At 61.4% G+C, this 18,990-nt stretch carries 23 protein-coding genes; 15 read left to right on the top strand and 8 right to left on the bottom strand.

The window, feature by feature from the left end:
* From OIU19_RS10210 to OIU19_RS10220, 3 genes are all read left to right on the top strand, one after another.
* Positions 1 to 307, top strand: a 307-nt coding sequence (locus tag OIU19_RS10210) for a hypothetical protein (protein ID WP_264234902.1), incomplete at its 5' end; no start/stop codon positions are given.
* A 39-nt stretch (positions 308 to 346) separates the two neighbouring features.
* Entirely contained in the window at positions 347 to 1,234 is an 888-nt protein-coding gene (gene rhtA / locus OIU19_RS10215; RefSeq protein ID WP_264234903.1) for a threonine/homoserine exporter RhtA, read from the top strand.
* Positions 1,235 to 1,426: 192 nt separating this feature from the next.
* Positions 1,427 to 1,708 (top strand): hypothetical protein, encoded by a 282-nt coding sequence (locus tag OIU19_RS10220; RefSeq protein WP_264234904.1) that lies wholly within the window; start codon positions 1,427 to 1,429, stop codon positions 1,706 to 1,708.
* A gap of 53 nt (positions 1,709 to 1,761) precedes the next feature.
* Here the strand turns inward: OIU19_RS10220 and OIU19_RS10225 are convergent, their stop codons facing one another.
* Complete coding sequence (locus tag OIU19_RS10225; RefSeq protein ID WP_264234905.1) at positions 1,762 to 3,570, bottom strand: aminopeptidase P family protein; 1,809 nt, start codon at positions 3,568 to 3,570, stop codon at positions 1,762 to 1,764.
* A 172-nt stretch (positions 3,571 to 3,742) separates the two neighbouring features.
* Here OIU19_RS10225 and OIU19_RS10230 point away from each other — a divergent pair, with 172 nt between their 5' ends.
* Both OIU19_RS10230 and OIU19_RS10235 read left to right on the top strand, forming a co-directional pair.
* Positions 3,743 to 4,855 (top strand): DUF3182 family protein, encoded by a 1,113-nt coding sequence (locus OIU19_RS10230; protein WP_372353305.1) that lies wholly within the window; start codon positions 3,743 to 3,745, stop codon positions 4,853 to 4,855.
* Positions 4,839 to 5,609 (top strand): S9 family peptidase, encoded by a 771-nt coding sequence (locus OIU19_RS10235; protein ID WP_264234907.1) that lies wholly within the window; start codon positions 4,839 to 4,841, stop codon positions 5,607 to 5,609. The genes OIU19_RS10230 and OIU19_RS10235 overlap by 17 nt, the downstream gene beginning before the upstream one ends.
* Here OIU19_RS10235 and OIU19_RS10240 read toward each other — a convergent pair.
* The gene (locus OIU19_RS10240; RefSeq protein WP_264234908.1) at positions 5,588 to 5,968 is read right to left on the bottom strand and encodes an antibiotic biosynthesis monooxygenase; all 381 of its coding nucleotides are present in this window, start codon (positions 5,966 to 5,968) and stop codon (positions 5,588 to 5,590) included. The two genes, OIU19_RS10235 and OIU19_RS10240, sit on opposite strands and share 22 nt — an antisense overlap.
* 86 nt (positions 5,969 to 6,054) lie before the next feature.
* On the opposite strand from OIU19_RS10240, the gene soxR reads away from it, so the two are divergent.
* Together soxR and OIU19_RS10250 are read left to right on the top strand one after the other, a co-directional pair.
* Entirely contained in the window at positions 6,055 to 6,525 is a 471-nt protein-coding gene (gene soxR / locus OIU19_RS10245) for a redox-sensitive transcriptional activator SoxR (RefSeq protein ID WP_264234909.1), read from the top strand.
* Positions 6,526 to 6,557: 32 nt separating this feature from the next.
* Entirely contained in the window at positions 6,558 to 7,115 is a 558-nt protein-coding gene (locus OIU19_RS10250) for a cysteine hydrolase family protein (RefSeq protein WP_264234910.1), read from the top strand.
* A 3-nt stretch (positions 7,116 to 7,118) separates the two neighbouring features.
* Here the strand turns inward: OIU19_RS10250 and OIU19_RS10255 are convergent, their stop codons facing one another.
* Positions 7,119 to 7,682: a helix-turn-helix domain-containing protein gene (locus OIU19_RS10255; RefSeq protein ID WP_264234911.1), complete on the bottom strand. Its 564-nt coding sequence runs from the start codon at positions 7,680 to 7,682 to the stop codon at positions 7,119 to 7,121.
* Between the two features lie 83 nt (positions 7,683 to 7,765).
* Here OIU19_RS10255 and OIU19_RS10260 point away from each other — a divergent pair, with 83 nt between their 5' ends.
* From OIU19_RS10260 to OIU19_RS10290, 7 genes are all read left to right on the top strand, one after another.
* A complete protein-coding gene (locus OIU19_RS10260) occupies positions 7,766 to 8,725 on the top strand; it encodes a DMT family transporter (RefSeq protein ID WP_264234912.1) in 960 nt (319 codons plus the stop codon).
* A 149-nt stretch (positions 8,726 to 8,874) separates the two neighbouring features.
* Positions 8,875 to 11,805, top strand: coding sequence for a monovalent cation/H+ antiporter subunit A (locus OIU19_RS10265; protein WP_186555775.1), 2,931 nt, complete (start codon positions 8,875 to 8,877; stop codon positions 11,803 to 11,805).
* Entirely contained in the window at positions 11,805 to 12,149 is a 345-nt protein-coding gene (locus OIU19_RS10270; RefSeq protein ID WP_186555774.1) for a Na+/H+ antiporter subunit C, read from the top strand. The genes OIU19_RS10265 and OIU19_RS10270 overlap by 1 nt, the downstream gene beginning before the upstream one ends.
* Positions 12,146 to 13,822, top strand: coding sequence for a monovalent cation/H+ antiporter subunit D (locus tag OIU19_RS10275; protein ID WP_264234913.1), 1,677 nt, complete (start codon positions 12,146 to 12,148; stop codon positions 13,820 to 13,822). Before OIU19_RS10270 ends, OIU19_RS10275 begins: the two co-directional genes overlap by 4 nt.
* Positions 13,819 to 14,307 carry a Na+/H+ antiporter subunit E gene (locus tag OIU19_RS10280; RefSeq protein WP_264234914.1) on the top strand — a complete coding sequence of 163 codons (489 nt, stop codon included), beginning with the start codon at positions 13,819 to 13,821 and terminating at the stop codon, positions 14,305 to 14,307. Before OIU19_RS10275 ends, OIU19_RS10280 begins: the two co-directional genes overlap by 4 nt.
* The gene (locus OIU19_RS10285; RefSeq protein ID WP_186555771.1) at positions 14,304 to 14,582 is read left to right on the top strand and encodes a K+/H+ antiporter subunit F; all 279 of its coding nucleotides are present in this window, start codon (positions 14,304 to 14,306) and stop codon (positions 14,580 to 14,582) included. The genes OIU19_RS10280 and OIU19_RS10285 overlap by 4 nt, the downstream gene beginning before the upstream one ends.
* Entirely contained in the window at positions 14,579 to 14,944 is a 366-nt protein-coding gene (locus OIU19_RS10290; RefSeq protein WP_264234915.1) for a Na+/H+ antiporter subunit G, read from the top strand. The genes OIU19_RS10285 and OIU19_RS10290 overlap by 4 nt, the downstream gene beginning before the upstream one ends.
* A gap of 22 nt (positions 14,945 to 14,966) precedes the next feature.
* Here the strand turns inward: OIU19_RS10290 and OIU19_RS10295 are convergent, their stop codons facing one another.
* Both OIU19_RS10295 and OIU19_RS10300 read right to left on the bottom strand, forming a co-directional pair.
* Positions 14,967 to 15,182, bottom strand: coding sequence for a hypothetical protein (locus OIU19_RS10295; protein WP_264234916.1), 216 nt, complete (start codon positions 15,180 to 15,182; stop codon positions 14,967 to 14,969).
* Positions 15,179 to 15,649 (bottom strand): hypothetical protein, encoded by a 471-nt coding sequence (locus OIU19_RS10300; protein ID WP_186555768.1) that lies wholly within the window; start codon positions 15,647 to 15,649, stop codon positions 15,179 to 15,181. The genes OIU19_RS10295 and OIU19_RS10300 overlap by 4 nt, the downstream gene beginning before the upstream one ends.
* A gap of 208 nt (positions 15,650 to 15,857) precedes the next feature.
* On the opposite strand from OIU19_RS10300, the gene OIU19_RS10305 reads away from it, so the two are divergent.
* Positions 15,858 to 16,154, top strand: a complete 297-nt coding sequence (locus tag OIU19_RS10305) for a hypothetical protein (RefSeq protein ID WP_186555793.1) — start codon at positions 15,858 to 15,860, stop codon at positions 16,152 to 16,154.
* A gap of 8 nt (positions 16,155 to 16,162) precedes the next feature.
* On the opposite strand, the gene OIU19_RS10310 is transcribed toward OIU19_RS10305, so the two are convergent.
* The 3 genes from OIU19_RS10310 to OIU19_RS10320 all read right to left on the bottom strand — a co-directional run bounded on the left by OIU19_RS10310 (position 16,163) and on the right by OIU19_RS10320 (position 18,828).
* Positions 16,163 to 16,357, bottom strand: coding sequence for a hypothetical protein (locus OIU19_RS10310; RefSeq protein ID WP_264234917.1), 195 nt, complete (start codon positions 16,355 to 16,357; stop codon positions 16,163 to 16,165).
* Positions 16,358 to 16,475: 118 nt separating this feature from the next.
* The gene (locus OIU19_RS10315) at positions 16,476 to 18,095 is read right to left on the bottom strand and encodes a methyl-accepting chemotaxis protein (protein WP_372353306.1); all 1,620 of its coding nucleotides are present in this window, start codon (positions 18,093 to 18,095) and stop codon (positions 16,476 to 16,478) included.
* Positions 18,096 to 18,423: 328 nt separating this feature from the next.
* Positions 18,424 to 18,828: a TraR/DksA family transcriptional regulator gene (locus tag OIU19_RS10320; RefSeq protein ID WP_264234918.1), complete on the bottom strand. Its 405-nt coding sequence runs from the start codon at positions 18,826 to 18,828 to the stop codon at positions 18,424 to 18,426.
* Positions 18,829 to 18,990: the final 162 nt, after the last annotated feature.

Consider the following 18,990-nt stretch of genomic DNA (forward strand, 5'->3'; position numbering starts at 1 on the left):
CGAGAAACTCGTTCAACTTCAAACACTTGACTCGCTTGCGATCTCTCGTAGCGGGAGGCGAATTCTACAGCGTTACAAGCTGCTGTCAACTACCTTTTTCACCGCTGCCGATCAGAAGACCGAAGCATCTCCAGTACCGCCTGAAACATCTAACTCGTTGATACTCAAGGAGTTTTCCGTTCCAACTACGCTGGAAGTGGGGCGCATTATAAGGGGATCTGAGAGGCCGTCAACCCTTAATTTCAATAAACCTCAATTAATGTTCAAAGTGCCGCTTGCGGTCCCTTGCAGCTATTGCGCACTATAGTGCTCAACCGCACGATCACCCACGGATCACCCCCTAGACATGAGCACTCAACCCCGCAGCCTGGCCACCACCCTGTTCCCCATTGGCCTACTATTAATAGCCATGGCGTCGATCCAGTCCGGCGCCTCCCTGGCCAAGAGCATGTTCCCCATGGTCGGCGCGCAAGGCACCACAACCCTGCGCCTAGTATTTGCCAGCATTATCATGCTGCTTCTATTGCGCCCCTGGCGGGCACGCATGAACAGCAGCACCTGGCGCAGCGTGATCATCTACGGCATGGCCTTGGGCGGGATGAACTTCCTCTTCTATATGTCGCTGCGCACGGTGCCACTCGGCATTGCCGTCGCGCTGGAGTTTACCGGGCCCTTGGCGGTTGCGATTCTCGCCTCACGCCGGGCCATCGACTTTGTCTGGATCGCATTGGCTATCGTCGGCCTACTGCTGTTGATACCGGTCGGCCAAACCGGCAGCGCCATCGACCTGGTAGGCGCCGGCTACGCGCTTGGCGCCGGAGTGTGCTGGGCGTTGTATATCCTTTATGGGCAGAAGGCCGGAGCCGAAAATGGTATTCAGACCGCCGCCCTTGGCGTAGTGATAGCAGCACTGTTCGTTGCCCCTATCGGCGTTGTGCACGCGGGCAGCGCTTTGCTCAACCCGGCGTTGATTCCCCTGGCACTGGGCGTGGCTATCCTCTCCACCGCCCTGCCCTACAGCCTGGAGATGGTAGCCCTGACGCGGATGCCAGCGCGCACCTTCGGTACCTTGATGAGCATTGAGCCGGCGTTCGGTGCACTGTCGGGCCTGCTGTTCCTCGGCGAGATACTTAGCGTTGCCCAGTGGCTGGCCATCGCCGCCATCATCACCGCATCGGTTGGCGCCACGTTGTCGATGCGCAAGGAAACCACGCCGCCGGTAGCTGCCGACTGATATGAGAAATATTTTCATTTGAGACGGCGTTAGCGGTTGTACCCATCCGCCCGGCTGATTAAGCTGTCACCAAATCATAATATTTACGCTATCTACTGTGCCGAACACGGACGCTGGGGAAATTTCAGGAAGAAATCGACGCGATGACGACGGGGGCAGGCAATGTGGTCGCTCCCGCATTTAAGGACAGGAATGAAACGTATTTTGCTCATCCTGGCCATCTTGGCCATTGCTGGGTGTGCCGCTACCGCCAAAACCGAGGTGAAGCGGGGGAAAAAGGGACTGCATATCAATTGCTCCGGCCTCTCCTCCTCCTGGGAAAAGTGCAACAGCAAGGCAGCCACCGCTTGCGGCAGTCGAGGCTATAAAGTCATAGCCCGCTCCGGTGACACTGACGAAGAGCCCGGCGACTACTTGTTCGGGATCAACCCGGCCGGCTATACCAGCCGCAGCATGATCGTGATCTGCAAGTAGCAACGGAAAAGGGCAGCCTACGGGCTGCCCTTTTTATTGCACGCGCAAGCTGCTCAGAGCGCTGCGGTGCGCGCCTGCAGCCAGGCCAGCGCCTCGCCCTGCAGCAGCGGAGTCAACCGCTCACGTACCTCGGCGTGATAGCTGTTGAGCCAACGCAGCTCCTCTTTGCTGAGCATCTCGGGCAGCAGGCAACGGCTATCGATTGGACACAGTGTCAAGGTTTCAAAGGCCAGGAAATCACCAAAGGCACTTTTGCCCACTTCGCGATTGACCACCAGGTTCTCGATCCGCACGCCCCACTCACCTGGCCGATAGGTCCCCGGCTCGATCGAGGTAATCATGCCCGCCTGCATCGCGGTTTGTGGCGTCGTCGCCGCCTGGTAGGCGATGACCTGCGGCCCCTCATGCACATTCATGAAATAGCCCACACCATGGCCAGTGCCATGACCGTAGTCGACCTGGTCAGCCCAAATCGGCGCGCGGGCTATGGCATCGAGCAGCGGCGAGAGGATGCCGCGCGGGAAGGTCGCTCGCGACAGCGCGATCATGCCCTTGAGCACCCGCGTACAATCCTGGCGCTGCTCAATAGTCGGACTGCCAATCGGCACCATCCGCGTAATGTCAGTGGTACCCCCCAGATACTGGCCACCCGAATCGATCAGCAGCAAGCCATCACCTTCGATCAGCGCATGCGATTGCTCGGTGGCGCGGTAGTGCGGCATCGCCCCATTGCGATTGAACGCGGCGATGGTGGAGAAGCTCAATGAAACGAAGTCAGGTCGCCGGGCACGGGCGGCGGTCAGGCGCTCGTCGATGGTCAGTTCGGTAATGGGTTCCTTGCCCAGGGTCGCTTCGAACCAGGCGAAGAACTCGCACAGCGCAGCACCATCCTGCTCCATGGCCTTGCGGATATGCACCAGGTCCTGCTCGCCCTTGCGAGACTTGCTCAAGGTCGTCGGATTGACCCCTTCAAGCAATGACACCTGCGCATCGAGCTTATCGAGCAACCCGCAGGTAACTCGCGTCGGATCGACCAGCAGCCGGCTGCCCTTGCCGATAGCCGCCAGCGCCGCGCCGATCTGCTCATAGCCCAGCACTTCAATGCCGTCGACCGACAACACCTGACGCAGATGCGGATCAATCTTCTCCAGCCCGACGAACAACGTCGCCTGCTCCTGGCTGATCAAGGCGAAGGAGACGAACACCGGATTGTAGGAAACATCGCTACCGCGCAGGTTGAACAACCAGGCAATGTCGTCAAGGGTGGCAATGAAGTGCCAGTGGGCGCCCTTATCGCGCATGGTCTGGCGCAGATCCGCCAGCTTCTGCGCGCGATTGACCGTGGCATGCGGTGGCAAGTGCTGATAGACAGGATTGCCAGGCAGCGCCGGGCGATCCTCCCACACGTGCTCAAGCAGGTCCTTGTCGGTCTTGAGCTGCGCCCCTCGCGCTTGAAGGTTGTGCGCCAATTGGCGAGAAGCACTCAGCGCCAGTACCGCACCATCCACTGCCACGCAGCCTTGCTGCTTGATGTTTTCCCCTAGCCACTCCAACGCGCCAGGCCAGCCGGGCAGCATTTTCATCAGTTCGATACCACTGCCGGCGAGCTCGTTCTGCGCCTGCTCCCAATAGCGGCTGTCGACCCACAGCCCGGCGAAATCCGCCATTACTACCAGGGTCCCGACCGATCCATGAAAACCGGACAACCACTGGCGCCCTTGCCAATGGCCCGGCAGATATTCCGACAGATGCGGATCGGCAGAAGGCACCAGCAAGGCGTCCACCCCTTCCTTGGCCATGACCTCACGCAGGCGTGCGAGGCGCGCTGGCACGCTTTGCTGAATCGGGGACTGACTGTTCATGCGCACTCCTGCGATAACTTATTCGACATTCAATCGCCTCGATAATGGAACAGCTGCCAGCTCGCCGCAATCGGCATGATGCCGTTATCGCCGCCGCCGTCGATCAATCTTGCTGAACTTCGCCGCCGCTGCGGCTTCACATTTCATACACGCCCAGCGGACGAGATTGCCCATGCCCCGTTCTCCAGAACCGCACAGCGCCGTAGTACTGCTCGACACCCGCGAGCACACCCCTGAGCACGAGCACGCCACCCATTTGCAACTGGCCGAGCACCTGGCCAAGCTGCTGGGCATAGCCTGTGCACAGCCTGATCAGCCACCAACCGCAGCTGATCGCTACTACTACCTCCCTACCGAAACCCTGATCGATCCGCAGCGCTACCGCGGTATGGGTATCAACAGCGAGCAGGACCTGTTCGGCGGCATGGTCAGCCATCCTTATATAGCTACCAAGGCGATCTCCCATCCGTTGCCCGCCAATGGCAGCTTTCCACCGGGCTGGACCGACGCCTTCGCCCAGCAGGCCAGTGATGCGCTGCTCAAGGGTTACACCGTGTTCAGCAAGGACGACGCCCGGCGCGCGGCGCAGTTGCTGCTACCTGAGGGGGCGGTGCGGATCAAGCCCGTGTTGGCAACCGCAGGTCGTGGCCAGGAAGTCATCGAACAGATCGATCAGCTGGAACCGTTATTGGCTGATATGGATGACCAGACACTGAGCCTTTGCGGACTGGTCCTGGAGGAAAATCTCACTGATGTGCAAACCTTCAGCGTCGGCCAGGTGCGAGTGGCCGGCTTGACCTGCAGCTATCACGGCACCCAGCGCCTGACCCATGACCACCAAGGTATCGAGGTATACGGCGGATCGGATCTGCTGGTGGTACGGGGTGACTACCAGGCCCTGCTGCAATTGCCCCTGGAAGACCCGGTACGCTTGGCAGTCAATCAAGCCATGGCCTATGAAAAAGCCGCTGAGCAGCACTTCCCAGGCTTTCTTGCCTCGCGGCGCAATTACGACATCGCGCGCGGGCTGGATCCGCACAACCATATGCGCAGCGGTGTACTCGAACAATCCTGGCGACTAGGCGGCGCCAGCAGTGCCGAAGTGCTGGCCTTGCAGGCGTTCGCCGATGACCCGGCCCTGCAACGGGTGCACGCCTCGAGTCACGAAGTGTTCGGCACCACGACGCTGGCCGCAGACGCCACTCTCTTCTATCAGGGGAACGACAGTGAACTCGGACAATTCAGCAAATACGCACGGATCCGCGAGCATGGCCATTCAGAGTGAGACCGTCGAATTGCAGGTCCAAGGCGAAACCATCGCCGGAACCTTGGTCAGCCCTGGCAGCAAGATGCCAGGCATCCTGTTCGTCCACGGCTGGGGTGGCAGCCAGCAGCGCGACCTGGCCCGGGCACGGCAGATCACAGGCTTAGGTTGCGTGTGCATGACCTTTGATTTGCGCGGCCATGAAAAAACCGAAAGCCAGCGCCTGACCGTCACCCGCGAGCAAAACCTGGATGACCTGTTGGCCGCCTATGATCGGCTGGTCAGTCATCCTGCAGTAGACCCTGGCGCAATTGCCATCATCGGCAGCAGTTACGGCGGCTACCTGGCGACCCTACTGACCTTGCAGCGGCCCGTGAAATGGCTGGCCATGCGCGTGCCGGCGCTGTACTGGGACGACGAGTTCAACATCCCCAAACAGGCGCTCGACCGCCAGCGCCTGAATGCCTACCGCCAACGCAGCCTCGGCCCGGCCGACAACCGTGCCCTGGCCGCCTGTGCGGAATTTGCCGGCGATGTGCTGTTGGTTGAGTCCGAGCAGGACGACTATGTCCCACACAGCACCTTGATGAGCTACCGCTCAGCATTCGTCAGCGCCCACTCCCTGACTCATCGCACTGTCGATGGCGCCGACCATGCGTTGTCCAGTGAGGAAAGCCAAAAGGCCTACAGCGCGATCCTCGCCGCGTGGATCAGCGAAATGGTCATCGGCGCGCGCCTGGACCGCTACCCGCATTACGCGCCCTGGTACGCCTGAGGTTCGCCGACTTCGCAGTGCAAGCCGCCATCGACGCCGCGCACCAGACTGCGCAAGGTCTGATAAGCCGCGAAATTCACCCCCTTGGCCTGATGCTGGCAGAGCAGGTCAAGGAACGGCTCCTCGACAAAGCACGCGGTGGCCGCAGCCCATTCATAACGCGATTGCCATTGCAGGTATTGCAGCACCCGGCTGCCATCGTCGCTGGCCTGGATGCTTACGCCCAGCAGGCCTTCGCAGCGCGAGGCCAGCTGCTCACTGCGCAGCACCAACGCTTGAGCCAGTGCCGCTTGACGCGCCGCTGGCACTTCGTATTCGATCATCTGGGTGAACCACAGGGCATTAGGGTTTGCCGTCATGGGCTGTCTCCTTGTAGCGGATACTTGCAGCAATGATGGCCGGCAGGGTAAAACCTCCAGTTAACTCAAGGTCAAGGACTATTTTCATGCCGAGCAAATCGCCCAACAGCGAAGAACGCCTGCTCAGCGTCGGCCAGCTCGCCAGTCGTAGCGGAGTAGCGGTCACTGCCCTGCACTTCTACGAAACCAAAGGCTTGATCCATAGCACTCGTAACGCGGGCAATCAGCGCCGCTATCCACGGGCGATGCTGCGGCGGGTGGCGGTGATCAAGATGGCCCAGCGCTTGGGCATCCCGCTGGCCGACATCGCCCAGGCCTTGGCCAGCCTGCCACAAGACCACACCCCCAGCGCCGAAGACTGGCAGCGACTGTCTGCACGCTGGCGCCAAGACCTGACCCAGCGCATCGAAGCGTTGACCCTGCTGCGCGACCAGCTCGATGGCTGCATTGGTTGCGGCTGCATGTCACTCAAGGAGTGCCCGCTGCGCAATCACCATGATCGCATGGCCGAGGAAGGCCCTGGTCCTCACCTGCCGGTGGCAAACGACTACGCTTGACTGACATTCGCAAGACCCCACAGGAGGCAGCAATGAGCAACCAGGCTTTGATCATCATCGATATCCAGAACGATTACTTCGCCGGGGGCAAATGGACCTTGGAAGGCGCCGATGCGGCAGCTGACAATGCCGCCCGGCTGCTGGCCGCCGCCCGCGAGCGCGGTGACCTGGTGGTGCATGTACGCCATGAGTTCGAATCTGCCGACGCACCGTTTTTCACTCCCGCATCGGAAGGGGCGCAGATTCATCACAAAGTGACCCCAGTCGAAGGCGAGCCGGTGGTACTCAAGCACCAGGTAAATGCTTTTCGCGATACCAACCTCAAGACCGTGTTGGATCAACATGGTATCGACAAACTGACCATTGTCGGCAGCATGAGCCACATGTGTATCGACGCCGCCACCCGCGCTGCGGCTGACTTTGGCTACCAAGTCTCAGTCGCCCACGATGCCTGCGCCACCCTGCCCCTGGACTTCACCGACCAGCAAGTGCCTGCGGCGCAGGTCCACGCAGCGGCGATGGCCGCCTTGGCATTTGCCTATGCCGAGGTCGAAAGCACCGACAAGCTGCTGGACAGCTATCAGCGCTAGACCTCAGATCACCACATTGCGCACGAAGCGCACAGGTAAGTCACCTTCGTTGCGGTAGGCATAGGTGCAGTCGCAGGGAAAGACATGGAAGTCACCCGCGCCAAGTACGTGGACCTGCCCTTCGATGATCAAGGTCAGACAGCCCTCGGCGACGTAGATCTGCTCGCTCCAGCCCTGGGCGTCGGCTTCGCTGGCGTAGCATTCGCCTGGGGCCAAGGTCCATTCCCACAGTTCGACCTCGCGCCGGGCCGGGCTGGTGCCGAGCAACACGGCTTTGCTACCGGCATGCTCGCCGGCCCAGGCCAACTCGTCGATTCGACTTGGGTCGCGCTTGTCCGGGGCCTGGATCAAGGTGCTGAAGGCCACCCCAAGGGCTTCGGCGATCAGGTCCAAGGTGGTCAGGCTGACGTTCTTTTCACCCGCCTCGATAGCCACCAGCATCCGTCGACTGACCCCGGAACGCTCAGCCAAGGCGGCCTGGCTCAAGCTAGCAGCAGCGCGCAGTTGACGAACATTCTGACTGACATGCTGTAACACCGAGGCTCGGTGCGCAGAATTTTTGTGCACTATATTGCTCACTCATCTAGGTTGCGCAGTATACTGCCCACTTTGCGGCGATTGTGCGCCGCCTCCGCCGAGTGTGCAAGACCATGAGCCAAGCCCCCGACAGCCCAAAGACCTCCGTTTCCTTGCGCCTGAGTAAAGCCGAGTTGGTGCTGGTGTTCATCACCATGCTGTGGGGTGGCACCTTCCTGATCGTGCACAACGTCATGACCGTCAGCGGGCCGATGTTCTTCGTCGGCCTGCGTTTTGCTGCGGCCGCCTTGTTCGTTGGCCTGGTCTCGGCGCGCGCACTGTCAGGGCTGACCTTCACCGAGCTCAAGGCCGGGGTGCTGATCGGGGTGACAATCATGCTCGGCTACGGTTTGCAGACCATGGGCCTGCAGAGCATCAGCAGCAGTCAATCGGCGTTCATCACGGCCCTTTACGTGCCGTTCGTGCCGCTGCTGCAATGGCTGGTGCTGGGCCGTCGCCCTGGACTGATGCCAAGCATTGGCATCTGCCTGGCCTTTATCGGGCTGATGCTGCTCGCCGGCCCCACCGGTGGCAGCTTGCACTTTAGCGAAGGCGAACTGGTAACGCTGGTCAGCGCGGTAGCGATTGCCGGTGAAATCATCCTGATCAGTCGTTACGCCGGCCAAGTCGACGTGCGCCGGGTCACCGTGGTGCAACTGGCTACCGCCTCGGCCTTGTCGTTCCTGATGATCGTGCCAACCCAAGAACAACTGCCGGACTTCTCCTGGCTGTTGCTGAGCAGCGCGCTTGGCCTGGGCCTGATGAGCGCGATCATCCAGGTGGCCATGAACTGGGCTCAGAAATCGGTTTCGCCCACCCGGGCGACCCTGATCTATGCAGGTGAGCCGGTCTGGGCTGGGGTAGTCGGACGCATTGCCGGCGAGCGGCTGCCAGGCGTTGCGCTGCTGGGTGGCCTGCTAATTGTGGTCGCGGTTATCGTCAGTGAGTTGAAAGTACGCCGTACGCGCGACACCGAGCAACAGCAAGCCGAAGACCTGCACCATGCTCAAGGCGAACGCGAAACAAGACAATAAAGCGGCAAACAGCAGCTATGCTTTGAAAAAAACTGTTATAAAAAAACAGCGTGTCACACCCCTTTTGTATGATTCTGCGACAGCTTGCGTGTTGGTGATCACCTTCCCGGCACGTATCATCCTTGGAAACTTCTCCAGATTAGGTCGCTATGTCATTGATAGTGCTATTGCTTCTGCCGTTCTTGGGCAGTTGCCTGGCAGCCGTCCTGCCGCACAATGCGCGAAATGCCGAGTCCATTCTCGCCGGGCTTGTGGCGTTGGTCGGCACCGTCCAGGTGGCACTGATGTACCCGCAAATCGCCGACGGCGGGGTTATTCGCGAAGAATTTCTCTGGTTGCCTAGCCTGGGCTTGAACCTGGTGCTGCGCATGGACGGCTTTGCCTGGCTGTTCTCGCTGTTGGTACTGGGCATCGGCACGCTGGTGTCACTGTACGCCCGCTACTACATGTCGCCGCAAGATCCGGTACCGCGTTTCTTCGCGTTTTTCCTGGCCTTCATGGGCGCAATGCTCGGCCTGGTGATCTCTGGCAATCTAATCCAGCTGGTGTTCTTCTGGGAGCTGACCAGCCTGTTCTCGTTCTTGCTGATCGGCTACTGGCACCACCGCGCCGACGCCCGCCGCGGCGCCTACATGGCGTTGATGGTCACCGGCGCGGGCGGGCTGTGCCTGCTGGTGGGGGCCCTGCTGCTTGGCCATGTGGTCGGCAGCTATGACCTGGACAAGGTCCTCGCCTCCGGCGAGGCGGTACGGCAGCACGCCCTGTATCCGGTGTTGCTGCCGCTGATCCTGATTGGCGCGCTGAGCAAAAGTGCGCAGTTCCCCTTCCAGTTCTGGCTGCCACATGCTATGGCAGCACCCACCCCGGTATCGGCCTATCTGCACTCCGCCACCATGGTCAAGGCCGGGGTATTCCTATTGGCCCGGCTGTGGCCGACCCTGGCGGGTAGCGAAGAATGGTTCTGGATCGTCGGCGGCGCTGGGGCGATCACCCTGCTGCTGGGCGCCTTCGCCGCGATGTTTCAGAACGACCTCAAAGGTTTGCTGGCCTACTCGACCATCAGCCACCTGGGCCTGATTACCCTGCTATTGGGTTTGAACAGCCCACTGGCCGCAGTCGCCGCCGTGTTCCATATCCTCAACCACGCCACTTTCAAGGCGTCGCTGTTCATGGCGGCCGGGATCATCGACCACGAGAGCGGCACCCGTGACATTCGTCGCCTCAGCGGGCTGATCCGGCTGGTACCGTACACCGCCACCCTGGCCATGGTCGCCAGCGCCTCGATGGCAGGCGTACCGCTGATGAACGGCTTCCTGTCCAAGGAGATGTTCTTCGCCGAAACCGTGTTCATCAGTTCCACCGCCTGGGTCGAGGCCGCCCTGCCGGTGATCGCCACCCTGGCCGGCACCTTCAGCGTCGCCTATGCGCTGCGCTTCACCGTCGATGTGTTTTTTGGCCCAACTGCGCAAGACCTGCCGCATACCCCGCACGAACCTCCGCGCTGGATGCGCGCGCCAGTCGAACTGCTGGTGCTGACCTGCCTGGTGGTGGGCATCTTTCCCGCTCAATCGGTTGGCCCGCTGCTCGCTGCGGCAGCGTTGCCAGTGGTCGGCGGTACCTTGCCGGAATACAGCCTGGCGATCTGGCATGGCTGGAATGCACCGTTGATCATGAGCCTGATCGCCATGTGCGGCGGTGTGGTGCTCTACCTGCTACTGCGCAAGCAACTGCGTCGGGGCCGCTTCCCTTATCCGCCGCTGATCGAGCGCTTCAATGGCAAGCGTCTGTTCGAGCACGGTTTGGTGCGCCTGATGTTGCTGGCGCGCCGCGTTGAAGGCGTACTCACCACCCGCCGCCTGCAAAAACAACTGTTCATGCTGGTCCTGGCGGCGTTTATCGCTGGCCTCATGCCAGTGCTGTATACCGGCCTAACCTGGGGTGATCGACCGAAAATCCCAGGCTCCGGGGTGTTCGTCGCGCTTTGGCTGATTGCCATTGCCTGCGCCATCGGCGCCGCCTGGCAAGCCAAGTACCACCGTCTGGCTGCGCTGATCATGGTCAGCGTCTGCGGCCTGATGACCTGCATCACCTTTGTCTGGTTCTCCGCACCTGACCTGGCCCTGACCCAACTGGCGGTTGAAGTGGTCACCACCGTGCTGATCCTGCTCGGCCTGCGCTGGCTACCGCGCCGGATCGAAGGGGTTTCGCCGCTTCCTGGCAGCCAGGAGCGCGCGCGCCTGCGGCGCCTGCGTGACTTGCTGCTGGCGGTGCTGGTGGGTGGTGGCATGGCGCTGCTGTCCTACGCCATGCTGACCCGGCCAACGCCCAACGATATTTCCTCGTTCTACCTCAGCCGCGCCCTGCCGCAAGGCGGCGGCACCAATGTGGTCAATGTGATGCTGGTGGACTTCCGCGGTTTCGACACCCTCGGCGAGATCACCGTACTGGTCGCCGTGGCCTTGACCGTATTCGCCCTGCTGCGCCGCTTCCGCCCGCCGAAAGAGAGCATGCAGTTGCCTGCCCAGCAACGCCAATTGGCGCCGGACGTGGTCACCGACCTGATCAACCCGCGGCATGCCACCGATACCGCCTTGGGCTTCATGATGGTCCCGGCTGCGCTGGTGCGCCTGCTGCTGCCAATCGCGCTGTTGGTGTCGATGTACCTGTTCATGCGCGGTCACAACCAACCGGGAGGCGGCTTCGTCGCCGGCCTGGTGATGTCGGTGGCGTTCATCCTGCAGTACATGGTCGCCGGCACCCAATGGGTCGAGGCGCAGATGAGCCTGCGACCGCTGCGCTGGATGGGCACCGGCCTGCTTTGCGCGACCCTGACCGGTGCCGGCGCGATGCTGCTGGGCTACCCGTTCCTGACCACCCATACCGCCCACCTGCACCTGCCGTTGCTGGGTGATGTGCACGTGGCCAGCGCGCTGTTCTTCGACATCGGCGTATACACCGTGGTGGTGGGTTCGACCCTGCTGATCCTGACCGCACTGGCGCACCAATCGGTCCGCGCCTATCGCCCCAGCAGCCCGCAGAGAACCAACCCACAGCAATCCAGCCAAGCAGGAGCCGCCTGATGGAAGAAGTCATAGCAGTAGCCATCGGTGTCCTGGCCGCCTCCGGCGTCTGGCTGATCCTGCGCCCACGGACCTATCAGGTGATCATGGGCCTGTGCCTGCTCTCCTATGGGGTCAACCTGTTCATCTTCAGCATGGGCAGCCTGTTCATCGGTAAGGAGCCGATCATCAAGGACGGCGTACCGCAAGACCTACTCAACTACACCGACCCGCTGCCCCAGGCGCTGGTGCTCACCGCGATCGTCATCAGCTTTGCCATGACTGCACTGTTCCTGGTAGTGCTGCTGGCCTCGCGCGGCCTGACCGGCACCGACCACGTCGATGGCCGGGAGCGTGACGAATGAGCTGGATGAATCAACTGATCATCGCGCCGATCCTGCTACCGCTGGTGACCGCCTCGCTAATGCTGCTGCTCGGTGAGAAACGCCGGCGCCTCAAGGGCCATCTGAACCTGCTGTCGAGCATCATTGGCCTGGCGATTGCCATCACCCTGCTCACCTGGGTGCGCACTCAAGGTCAGGCCGAATCGATCGGCGTGTACCTGCCCGGCAACTGGCCGGCGCCCTTTGGCATCGTACTGGTAGTCGATCATTTATCGGCGCTGATGCTGACCCTCACCGGCATCGTCGGAGTCAGCGCCCTGCTGTTCGCCCGCGCCCGCTGGGATGGCGCTGGGGCCAGCTTCCATGCGCTGTTCCAGATCCAGTTGATGGGCTTGTACGGGGCCTTCCTGACCGCCGACCTGTTCAACCTGTTCGTGTTCTTCGAAGTGTTGCTGGCGGCCTCTTACGGCTTGCTGCTGCACGGCTCGGGGCGCGCGCGGGTCAAGGCAGGGCTGCATTACATCGCGATCAACCTGTTCGCTTCCTCGCTGTTTCTGGTCGGTGCAGCGATGCTATATGGCGTCACCGGTACGCTGAACATGGCCGACCTGGCGTTGAAGATCCCGCTGGTGCCAGAGGCTGACCGGGGCCTGCTGCATGCGGGTGCGGCGATCCTGGCGATGGCGTTCCTGGCCAAGGCCGGTATCTGGCCGCTGAACTTCTGGCTGGTGCCGGCCTATGCCTCGGCCAGCGCGCCGGTGGCGGCGCTGTTCGCGATCATGACCAAGGTTGGCCTGTACGCAGTGCTGCGCCTATGGACGTTGCTGTTTTCCGGCCAGGCCGGTGCTTCGGCGCACTTTGGTGGGCAATGGCTGATCTACGGCGGCCTGGCGACCCTGGCAGTGGCGGCAGTGTGCATTCTCGCTGCCCAGCGCCTGGAGCGCATGGCGGCACTGAGCATTCTGGTTTCGGCCGGCACGCTGATGGCCGCAGTGGGCTTTGGCCAGCCGATCCTCACCGGCAGCGCGCTGTTCTACTTGGTCAGCTCGACCCTGGCACTGTGCGCGCTGTTCTTGCTGGCCGAGCTGGTCGAACGTTCGCGCTCGGCCAATGAAGTACCGCTGGATGATGACGAAGGCATGCCTTCGCCGTTGGAGTCGCTACACCCGCCCAAGGGCATCAACCTGGACGACGAGCAGAAGGCGGTGATCGGCCAGATCATCCCCTGGACCATGGCCTTCCTCGGCTTGAGTTTCATTGCCTGCGCCTTGCTGATCATTGGCATGCCGCCGCTGTCTGGCTTTATTGGCAAGCTGGGCCTGATCAGCGCGCTGTTCAATCCGCTCGGCCTGGGCACCGCCCCCGAGCAGCCGTTGTCCGCCGCTGGCTGGACGCTGGTAACGCTGTTGATCCTGTCGGGCATGGCCTCGCTGATTGCCTTCGGCCGTGTCGGCATCCAGCGCTTCTGGAAGCCTGAAGAGCGCCCTTCGCCACTGCTGCGACGCTATGAGTGCCTGCCGATCGTGATCCTGCTCGGCTTGTGCATCATCTTGAGCTTCAGGGCCGAGCCACTGCTGCGTTACACCCAGGATACCGCCGCGAGCCTGCAAGCGCCTGATGCCTATATCGATGCGGTGATGGCTACCCGGCCGGTCCCAGGCCCTACCACCTTTGACGTACAGGTGCAGCCATGAGCCGAGTCTTCCCCGCACCGCTGCTGTCCGTTGCGCTATTCGTTCTGTGGTTGCTGCTGAACCTGTCACTGAGCCCTGGCAATCTGCTGCTGGGCGCTCTGCTGGGCATTCTCGCGCCGATCCTGATGGCGCCGCTGCGCCCTCAGCACGCACACGTGCACCGGCCGTGGGTGATCGCCAAGCTGATCGGCCGCGTAGGCCTGGATGTGATCATTTCGAACCTGCTGGTAGCGCGTAGCGTGCTGCGTGTCGGCAGCCGTCCGCCACGCTCGGCGTTCGTCCACATTCCCTTGGCCTTGCGCGATGCCCACGGCCTGGCGGCCTTATCGATGATCACCACGGTGGTGCCCGGTACCGTCTGGTCGGAGCTGGCGCTGGACCGCAGTGTCCTGCTGCTGCATGTGTTCGACCTGGACGACGAAGCGGACTTCATCGACCACTTCAAGCACACCTATGAACGCCCGCTGATGGAGATTTTCGAATGACAGGCCTGCTCGCCAACGCCATTCTCGCCAGCCTGTTCATCTTCGCCATCGCCATGGCCCTGGCGCTGGTCAGGTTGTTTCGCGGGCCGTCCGCCCAGGACCGAGTGCTGGCGCTGGACTACCTGTACATCTTGGCCATGCTGATGATGCTGGTGCTGGGCATTCGCTACGCCAGTGATACCTATTTCGAGGGCGCACTCCTGATCGCCCTGTTCGGCTTCGTCGGCTCCTTCGCCCTGGCCAAATTTCTCTTGCGCGGTGAGGTGATCGAATGACCGAAGCCCTTGAACTGCCATTTTGGCTAGAGCTGGTCACTGCCGCCCTGTTGCTGACCGCCAGCCTGTTCGCCCTGATCGGTGCCCTGGGGCTGGTGCGCATGAAAGACTACTTCCAACGCATGCACCCGCCTGCGCTGGCTTCGACCATCGGCGCCTGGTGCGTCAGCCTGGCGTCGATCGTGTATTTTTCATGGGTCAAGCAAGGGCCGGTACTGCACGCCTGGCTGATCCCGATCTTACTGTCGATCACCGTGCCGGTGACCACACTGCTGCTCGCCAGAGCGGCCTTGTTTCGCAAGCGCATGTCGGGTGAATCGGTGCCAGAAGAAGTCAGCAGCGGCCGCGATCGCGGCAACTGAACCGATCTCAGCTACGCACCCACTAGCCTGGATCCTGGCTCAGCCTCTCTAGCTCACGTCGCACCATGGCGGCGTATGGCGCGGGGCTGAGCCGGTACAACTCACCCGCCACCCAGGCTAACCAGGCACCGCCCAGCTCATCTTTGCGCGCCAACAGTTGCTCGGCTTGCGCCGTAGCGCGGGCTTGATGCTGAGTGTGAAACTGCGCCCGTCCAGCAGGCGGGCCTTCAGTGCTCACTCGCTAGCCTTGAACGTGGTGAGTTCGCCCTTGCGCCATTTGGCGACTTTGCCGGTTACCGCTTTGAGCATCTTGCCCAGGCCTTCCTGCACTTGCTGCTGCGCGGCGAATACCAGCATTACCCCGTGACCGTTGCGGAACACGATGCCATCACCTTCCGGGACCGAGACAAAGGCATAGTCGCCCTGGCCATAGACATTGAGCTTGATTTCACGAAAACGCAGTTCCAGCTTGCCACCCTCACGACTGGGCAATACTGCCGCGCGAAAGTGATCACCAACCTTGAGTTCCAGCCGGGGCTTGTCATCGACCACCAGAGCGCTTTCAGTGTCGATCTCAGCCATGTACAGGCCTTCAGGACTTTGCTCGGTGACATAGACAAACCGCCCTTGGAACAGCTTGACCAACTTGGCCCGCAAATCACCCAAGGCAAACAATGCGTGGGTATCGAGTGTACTGACTGCCAATGAAGAGTTCCTCAAACCGGTTACATGCGCACCCCTTCGGAACCCCGGAGCGGCGCGGTCATTTCTAAACGATGCTTAAAAGATTATTAAAACCATGCACGATGGGTCTGTGCACATCGGCGATACGTCGCGCAGGATTTATTACTCCAGCTCGCCAGCCAAAGCGTCACAACCTGATAACGGCAGTTTTCCCCATTAGGGAAGCGTAATGTCTGACAACAGCAATGCCAGAAAAGATGCAATAGATAACAGCAGGCCCCCACAGAATGGGCCTCAGCATTCATCAGCGCATTACAAGGGACGAAATATGCACGAAAACACCGAAATCCGTCGAGAGGTGAAGGAAATTTCTTACCTCTATCGGGACAAAAAAGAGCCGCGTTTCGTGGTAATCCCGGCCGGTATCGCCTTCTTTCATGTTACCGAAAGCTCGACTGGGCGAGTCAAGGGCTTCAGACGGCGTCACCAGGATGCCTGTGAACTGGCTCGCCATCTTGAGCGATGAGGCAACCCTCAGGCTGCCTGCCCCTTGGCTAACTGAGCCATCCAGGCGGCCTGGCACTCGAGCGCTTCGCCGCGACTGGCGAACGCCGTACCACGCCGCTCGCCATTGACCAACACCACCCAACACACCCTGCGCCCCATGGCCTTGAAGGTAGCAGGCACCCCGGAGCCGATCATTACGGCAACATCGACTCGGCTATTCATAATCCCCTCCGGAATTTAATTAGCAACCTAACGATGTAGCTATGATACGCCCGTGCCGAGCTCAATTAAAGCGCTCGCCCGTACTGCTGTTTTGCGTCAACGGCAATAAACCCCGGGATCAATCGAGCCCAGGTTCGGGCCGATAACCCAAGCGCAGGCCACCCCAATGCCGGCCTTTGGCGAACACCGGTACCGACAGATCGTGCATCAGCTCACCAGTATCACGGCTGTAGGTCTGCAATAGCAGGCGCTGCTGATGGCTGCCGCAGCGTATGCCAGTGCGGTCATCGAACAGCCGTTTGCTGCGATTGTGCGCGGTGTCATGGGCCTCATCACCGGTCAGCGGCAGGCTGAACGCCGCATTGTGGGTGGGCACGTAACCTTCTGGGGTGCAGGCGATGGCATAGATCATGCCCTCGTGTTGGCTCAGCAGCGGCTCCTGGATGCCTGGCAGCACGCTGTCGGTGTATTGGTCAAAACGCGTGTTGAAACGCGGTGGGCGCATGCCGGGGATAGGCTGATAGCGGCGATCGAACAAATCTTCCAGGCTGATGACACCTTGTTCGATATCCTGTTCGAAGCGCTCGCCGATCGCCTTTGCGCCCCGCATCGCCAGCTCGAAGATGCGCTGGTGATAGTCATCCAGGCCAACCTCGGCCAGGCGTTCGCTGAGCGCTTCGGCCTGGCTCTCCATCTGCACCGCGGCCTGGGCCAGGCGCTGGGTCTGCTGGTCGCTGAGCTCAAGGTCGGCGCGCACCTGCCCCACCGCTTGAAACAAGTTATCCAGTTGCACTTGGTTGACTGCGGTACCCTCGGCGATCTCACCCACTTGGTGCTCCACCCTAGCGACGAGCTGGGCAATCTGGATCAGTTGCTCACCGGTATCTTCGACCTGCTCAAGGCCGCTACTCAGATCACCGGCCAAACTGCGGATCTGCTCGACCACCTGGGCGGTACGTGCCTGAATGTCAGCCACCATCTCTCCCACTTCGCCGGTAGCAGCCGCAGTACGCCCCGCCAGCCCGCGCACTTCGTCGGCGACGACCGCGAAGCCACGCCCATGCTCACCCGCCCGAGCGGCCTCGATCGCGGCGTTGAGCGCCAGCAAGTTGGTCTGGCTGGCGATGGCCTGAATCACCAGGGTGACCCGGGCGATATCTTCGCTACGCTGATGCAGCGCTTCGATCAACTCGCGGCTGGCGGTTGCGCGGGTGCTGAGCTGATGCATGCGCTGGATCGAGTCGGCCAGTACCTCGCGACCCGCAGCGCTGCTGACATGCGCAGTACGTGCGGCGTCCAGGGCTTGCTGGCTGAGCTGGGCGGTGGCCTTCTCGGTGCCGATCATGATCTGCGCACTGTCGACGATTCGCGAGGCGGCGCCCAACTGCGACTGCAAGCGCGTGGCCAGCTGCTGTACCGAAAACGCCATGGCAGCGGCGGACAGCGCGTTATGCGTGGTATTGCGCGCCAAGCTCTGGGTCAGATCGTGGGGCATCGGTAATTGCTGTTCGGCGACATTGGCAGCCAATGGCTTGCGGCGCCAGAGCGGGACCCACAGCACCAACAACGCCAAGGGTAATGCCAGATAGAACGGCAGTTGAGCAAAGGCCATCGCGGCCAGCACAACGCCCAGCGCCAGGCCTTGCAACAGGGCGACGGTGACAGGGAATCGGCCAAGTGTCGGCTGGAGCGATTGGCTGGTGGGCAGAGATCCTTCTCGCATCATCTTCGGGGTCATCCGTGCGTCGTTATTATGCGGACATTAAACGCCACTATTAGGCCATTATCCATGGCTCTTTAGGAGGTAAGGGCTAGGGGTTGACGCAGGACAAGCTTAAGGATGGCTCAGGATGCAGCGCTGCGCCGAAGATGGCGCCGCTAGCGCGGCGCTTCGCGGGCAAGCCCGCTCCTACCGGGACCGCGTGGTTTGGTGAGTCAGCGCAGTGCCTGTGGGAGCGGGCTTGCCCGCGCAGGGGCCGGCAGCTACGACGCAAAGGCCATGGGCGGGCAAGAAAACGCAAAAAGCCCCAGGGATCGCTCCGTGGGGCCATGCGACAAACGCTGGATCAGATCTGGCGCTGGTGGCGGCCGATCTGCTCGTGGCGCTCTTGGGCTTCGATGCAGTACTTGGTGGTCGGGCTGATCAGCAAGCGCTGCAGGCCAATTGGCTCGCCGCTGTCTTCGCACCAGCCAAAGCTGTCGTCACCAATTCGGCCCAGGGCCATCTCCAGCTGCGGCAGCAAGCGCTGGTCGCGCTCGATGCCGTTGACCAGCCAGTGACGCTCTTCCTCGACCGATGCCACGTCAGCTGGGTCCGAAGGGGTATCCAGGCTTTCAATGGTAATGCGGCTCTGCTCGATGCGCTCGTGGGTATCTACCTTCATCGCTTGCAGCAGCTGGGCAAAGAACTCCAGCTGTTCAGCGTTCATGTAGTCATCGGCCGACATGGCCAGCAACTGTTCCTTGGTCATCGATTTCTCTATGAAAAAATGTGCATTTGGGCGATTCAAATGTCGCCCACGCCAGTGCGAGGGCAACGGAATTCTTCAAGCGCCAACCGGCACTCTTTTACAGGGGGCGGCAGTCTAAGGCGACACGTCGCACGGGGCAACAGGGATTGGGCCGCAATTGTC

The organism is Pseudomonas sp. BT-42-2, assembly GCF_025847435.2.
GTDB lineage: Bacteria > Pseudomonadota > Gammaproteobacteria > Pseudomonadales > Pseudomonadaceae > Aquipseudomonas > Aquipseudomonas urmiensis.

Bases quoted from the DNA above. Each gene is read 5' to 3' on its own strand.
- rhtA (WP_264234903.1), top strand. From the start codon at position 347: ATGAGCACTCAACCCCGCAGCCTGGCCACCACCCTGTTCCCCATTGGC.
- OIU19_RS10220 (WP_264234904.1), top strand. From the start codon at position 1,427: ATGAAACGTATTTTGCTCATCCTGGCCATCTTGGCCATTGCTGGGTGT.
- OIU19_RS10225 (WP_264234905.1), bottom strand. From the start codon at position 3,570: ATGAACAGTCAGTCCCCGATTCAGCAAAGCGTGCCAGCGCGCCTCGCA.
- OIU19_RS10230 (WP_372353305.1), top strand. From the start codon at position 3,743: ATGCCCCGTTCTCCAGAACCGCACAGCGCCGTAGTACTGCTCGACACC.
- OIU19_RS10235 (WP_264234907.1), top strand. From the start codon at position 4,839: ATGGCCATTCAGAGTGAGACCGTCGAATTGCAGGTCCAAGGCGAAACC.
- OIU19_RS10240 (WP_264234908.1), bottom strand. From the start codon at position 5,968: ATGACGGCAAACCCTAATGCCCTGTGGTTCACCCAGATGATCGAATAC.
- soxR (WP_264234909.1), top strand. From the start codon at position 6,055: ATGCCGAGCAAATCGCCCAACAGCGAAGAACGCCTGCTCAGCGTCGGC.
- OIU19_RS10250 (WP_264234910.1), top strand. From the start codon at position 6,558: ATGAGCAACCAGGCTTTGATCATCATCGATATCCAGAACGATTACTTC.
- OIU19_RS10260 (WP_264234912.1), top strand. From the start codon at position 7,766: ATGAGCCAAGCCCCCGACAGCCCAAAGACCTCCGTTTCCTTGCGCCTG.
- OIU19_RS10265 (WP_186555775.1), top strand. From the start codon at position 8,875: ATGTCATTGATAGTGCTATTGCTTCTGCCGTTCTTGGGCAGTTGCCTG.
- OIU19_RS10270 (WP_186555774.1), top strand. From the start codon at position 11,805: ATGGAAGAAGTCATAGCAGTAGCCATCGGTGTCCTGGCCGCCTCCGGC.
- OIU19_RS10275 (WP_264234913.1), top strand. From the start codon at position 12,146: ATGAGCTGGATGAATCAACTGATCATCGCGCCGATCCTGCTACCGCTG.
- OIU19_RS10280 (WP_264234914.1), top strand. From the start codon at position 13,819: ATGAGCCGAGTCTTCCCCGCACCGCTGCTGTCCGTTGCGCTATTCGTT.
- OIU19_RS10285 (WP_186555771.1), top strand. From the start codon at position 14,304: ATGACAGGCCTGCTCGCCAACGCCATTCTCGCCAGCCTGTTCATCTTC.
- OIU19_RS10290 (WP_264234915.1), top strand. From the start codon at position 14,579: ATGACCGAAGCCCTTGAACTGCCATTTTGGCTAGAGCTGGTCACTGCC.
- OIU19_RS10305 (WP_186555793.1), top strand. From the start codon at position 15,858: ATGTCTGACAACAGCAATGCCAGAAAAGATGCAATAGATAACAGCAGG.
- OIU19_RS10310 (WP_264234917.1), bottom strand. From the start codon at position 16,357: ATGAATAGCCGAGTCGATGTTGCCGTAATGATCGGCTCCGGGGTGCCT.
- OIU19_RS10315 (WP_372353306.1), bottom strand. From the start codon at position 18,095: ATGACCCCGAAGATGATGCGAGAAGGATCTCTGCCCACCAGCCAATCG.
- OIU19_RS10320 (WP_264234918.1), bottom strand. From the start codon at position 18,828: ATGACCAAGGAACAGTTGCTGGCCATGTCGGCCGATGACTACATGAAC.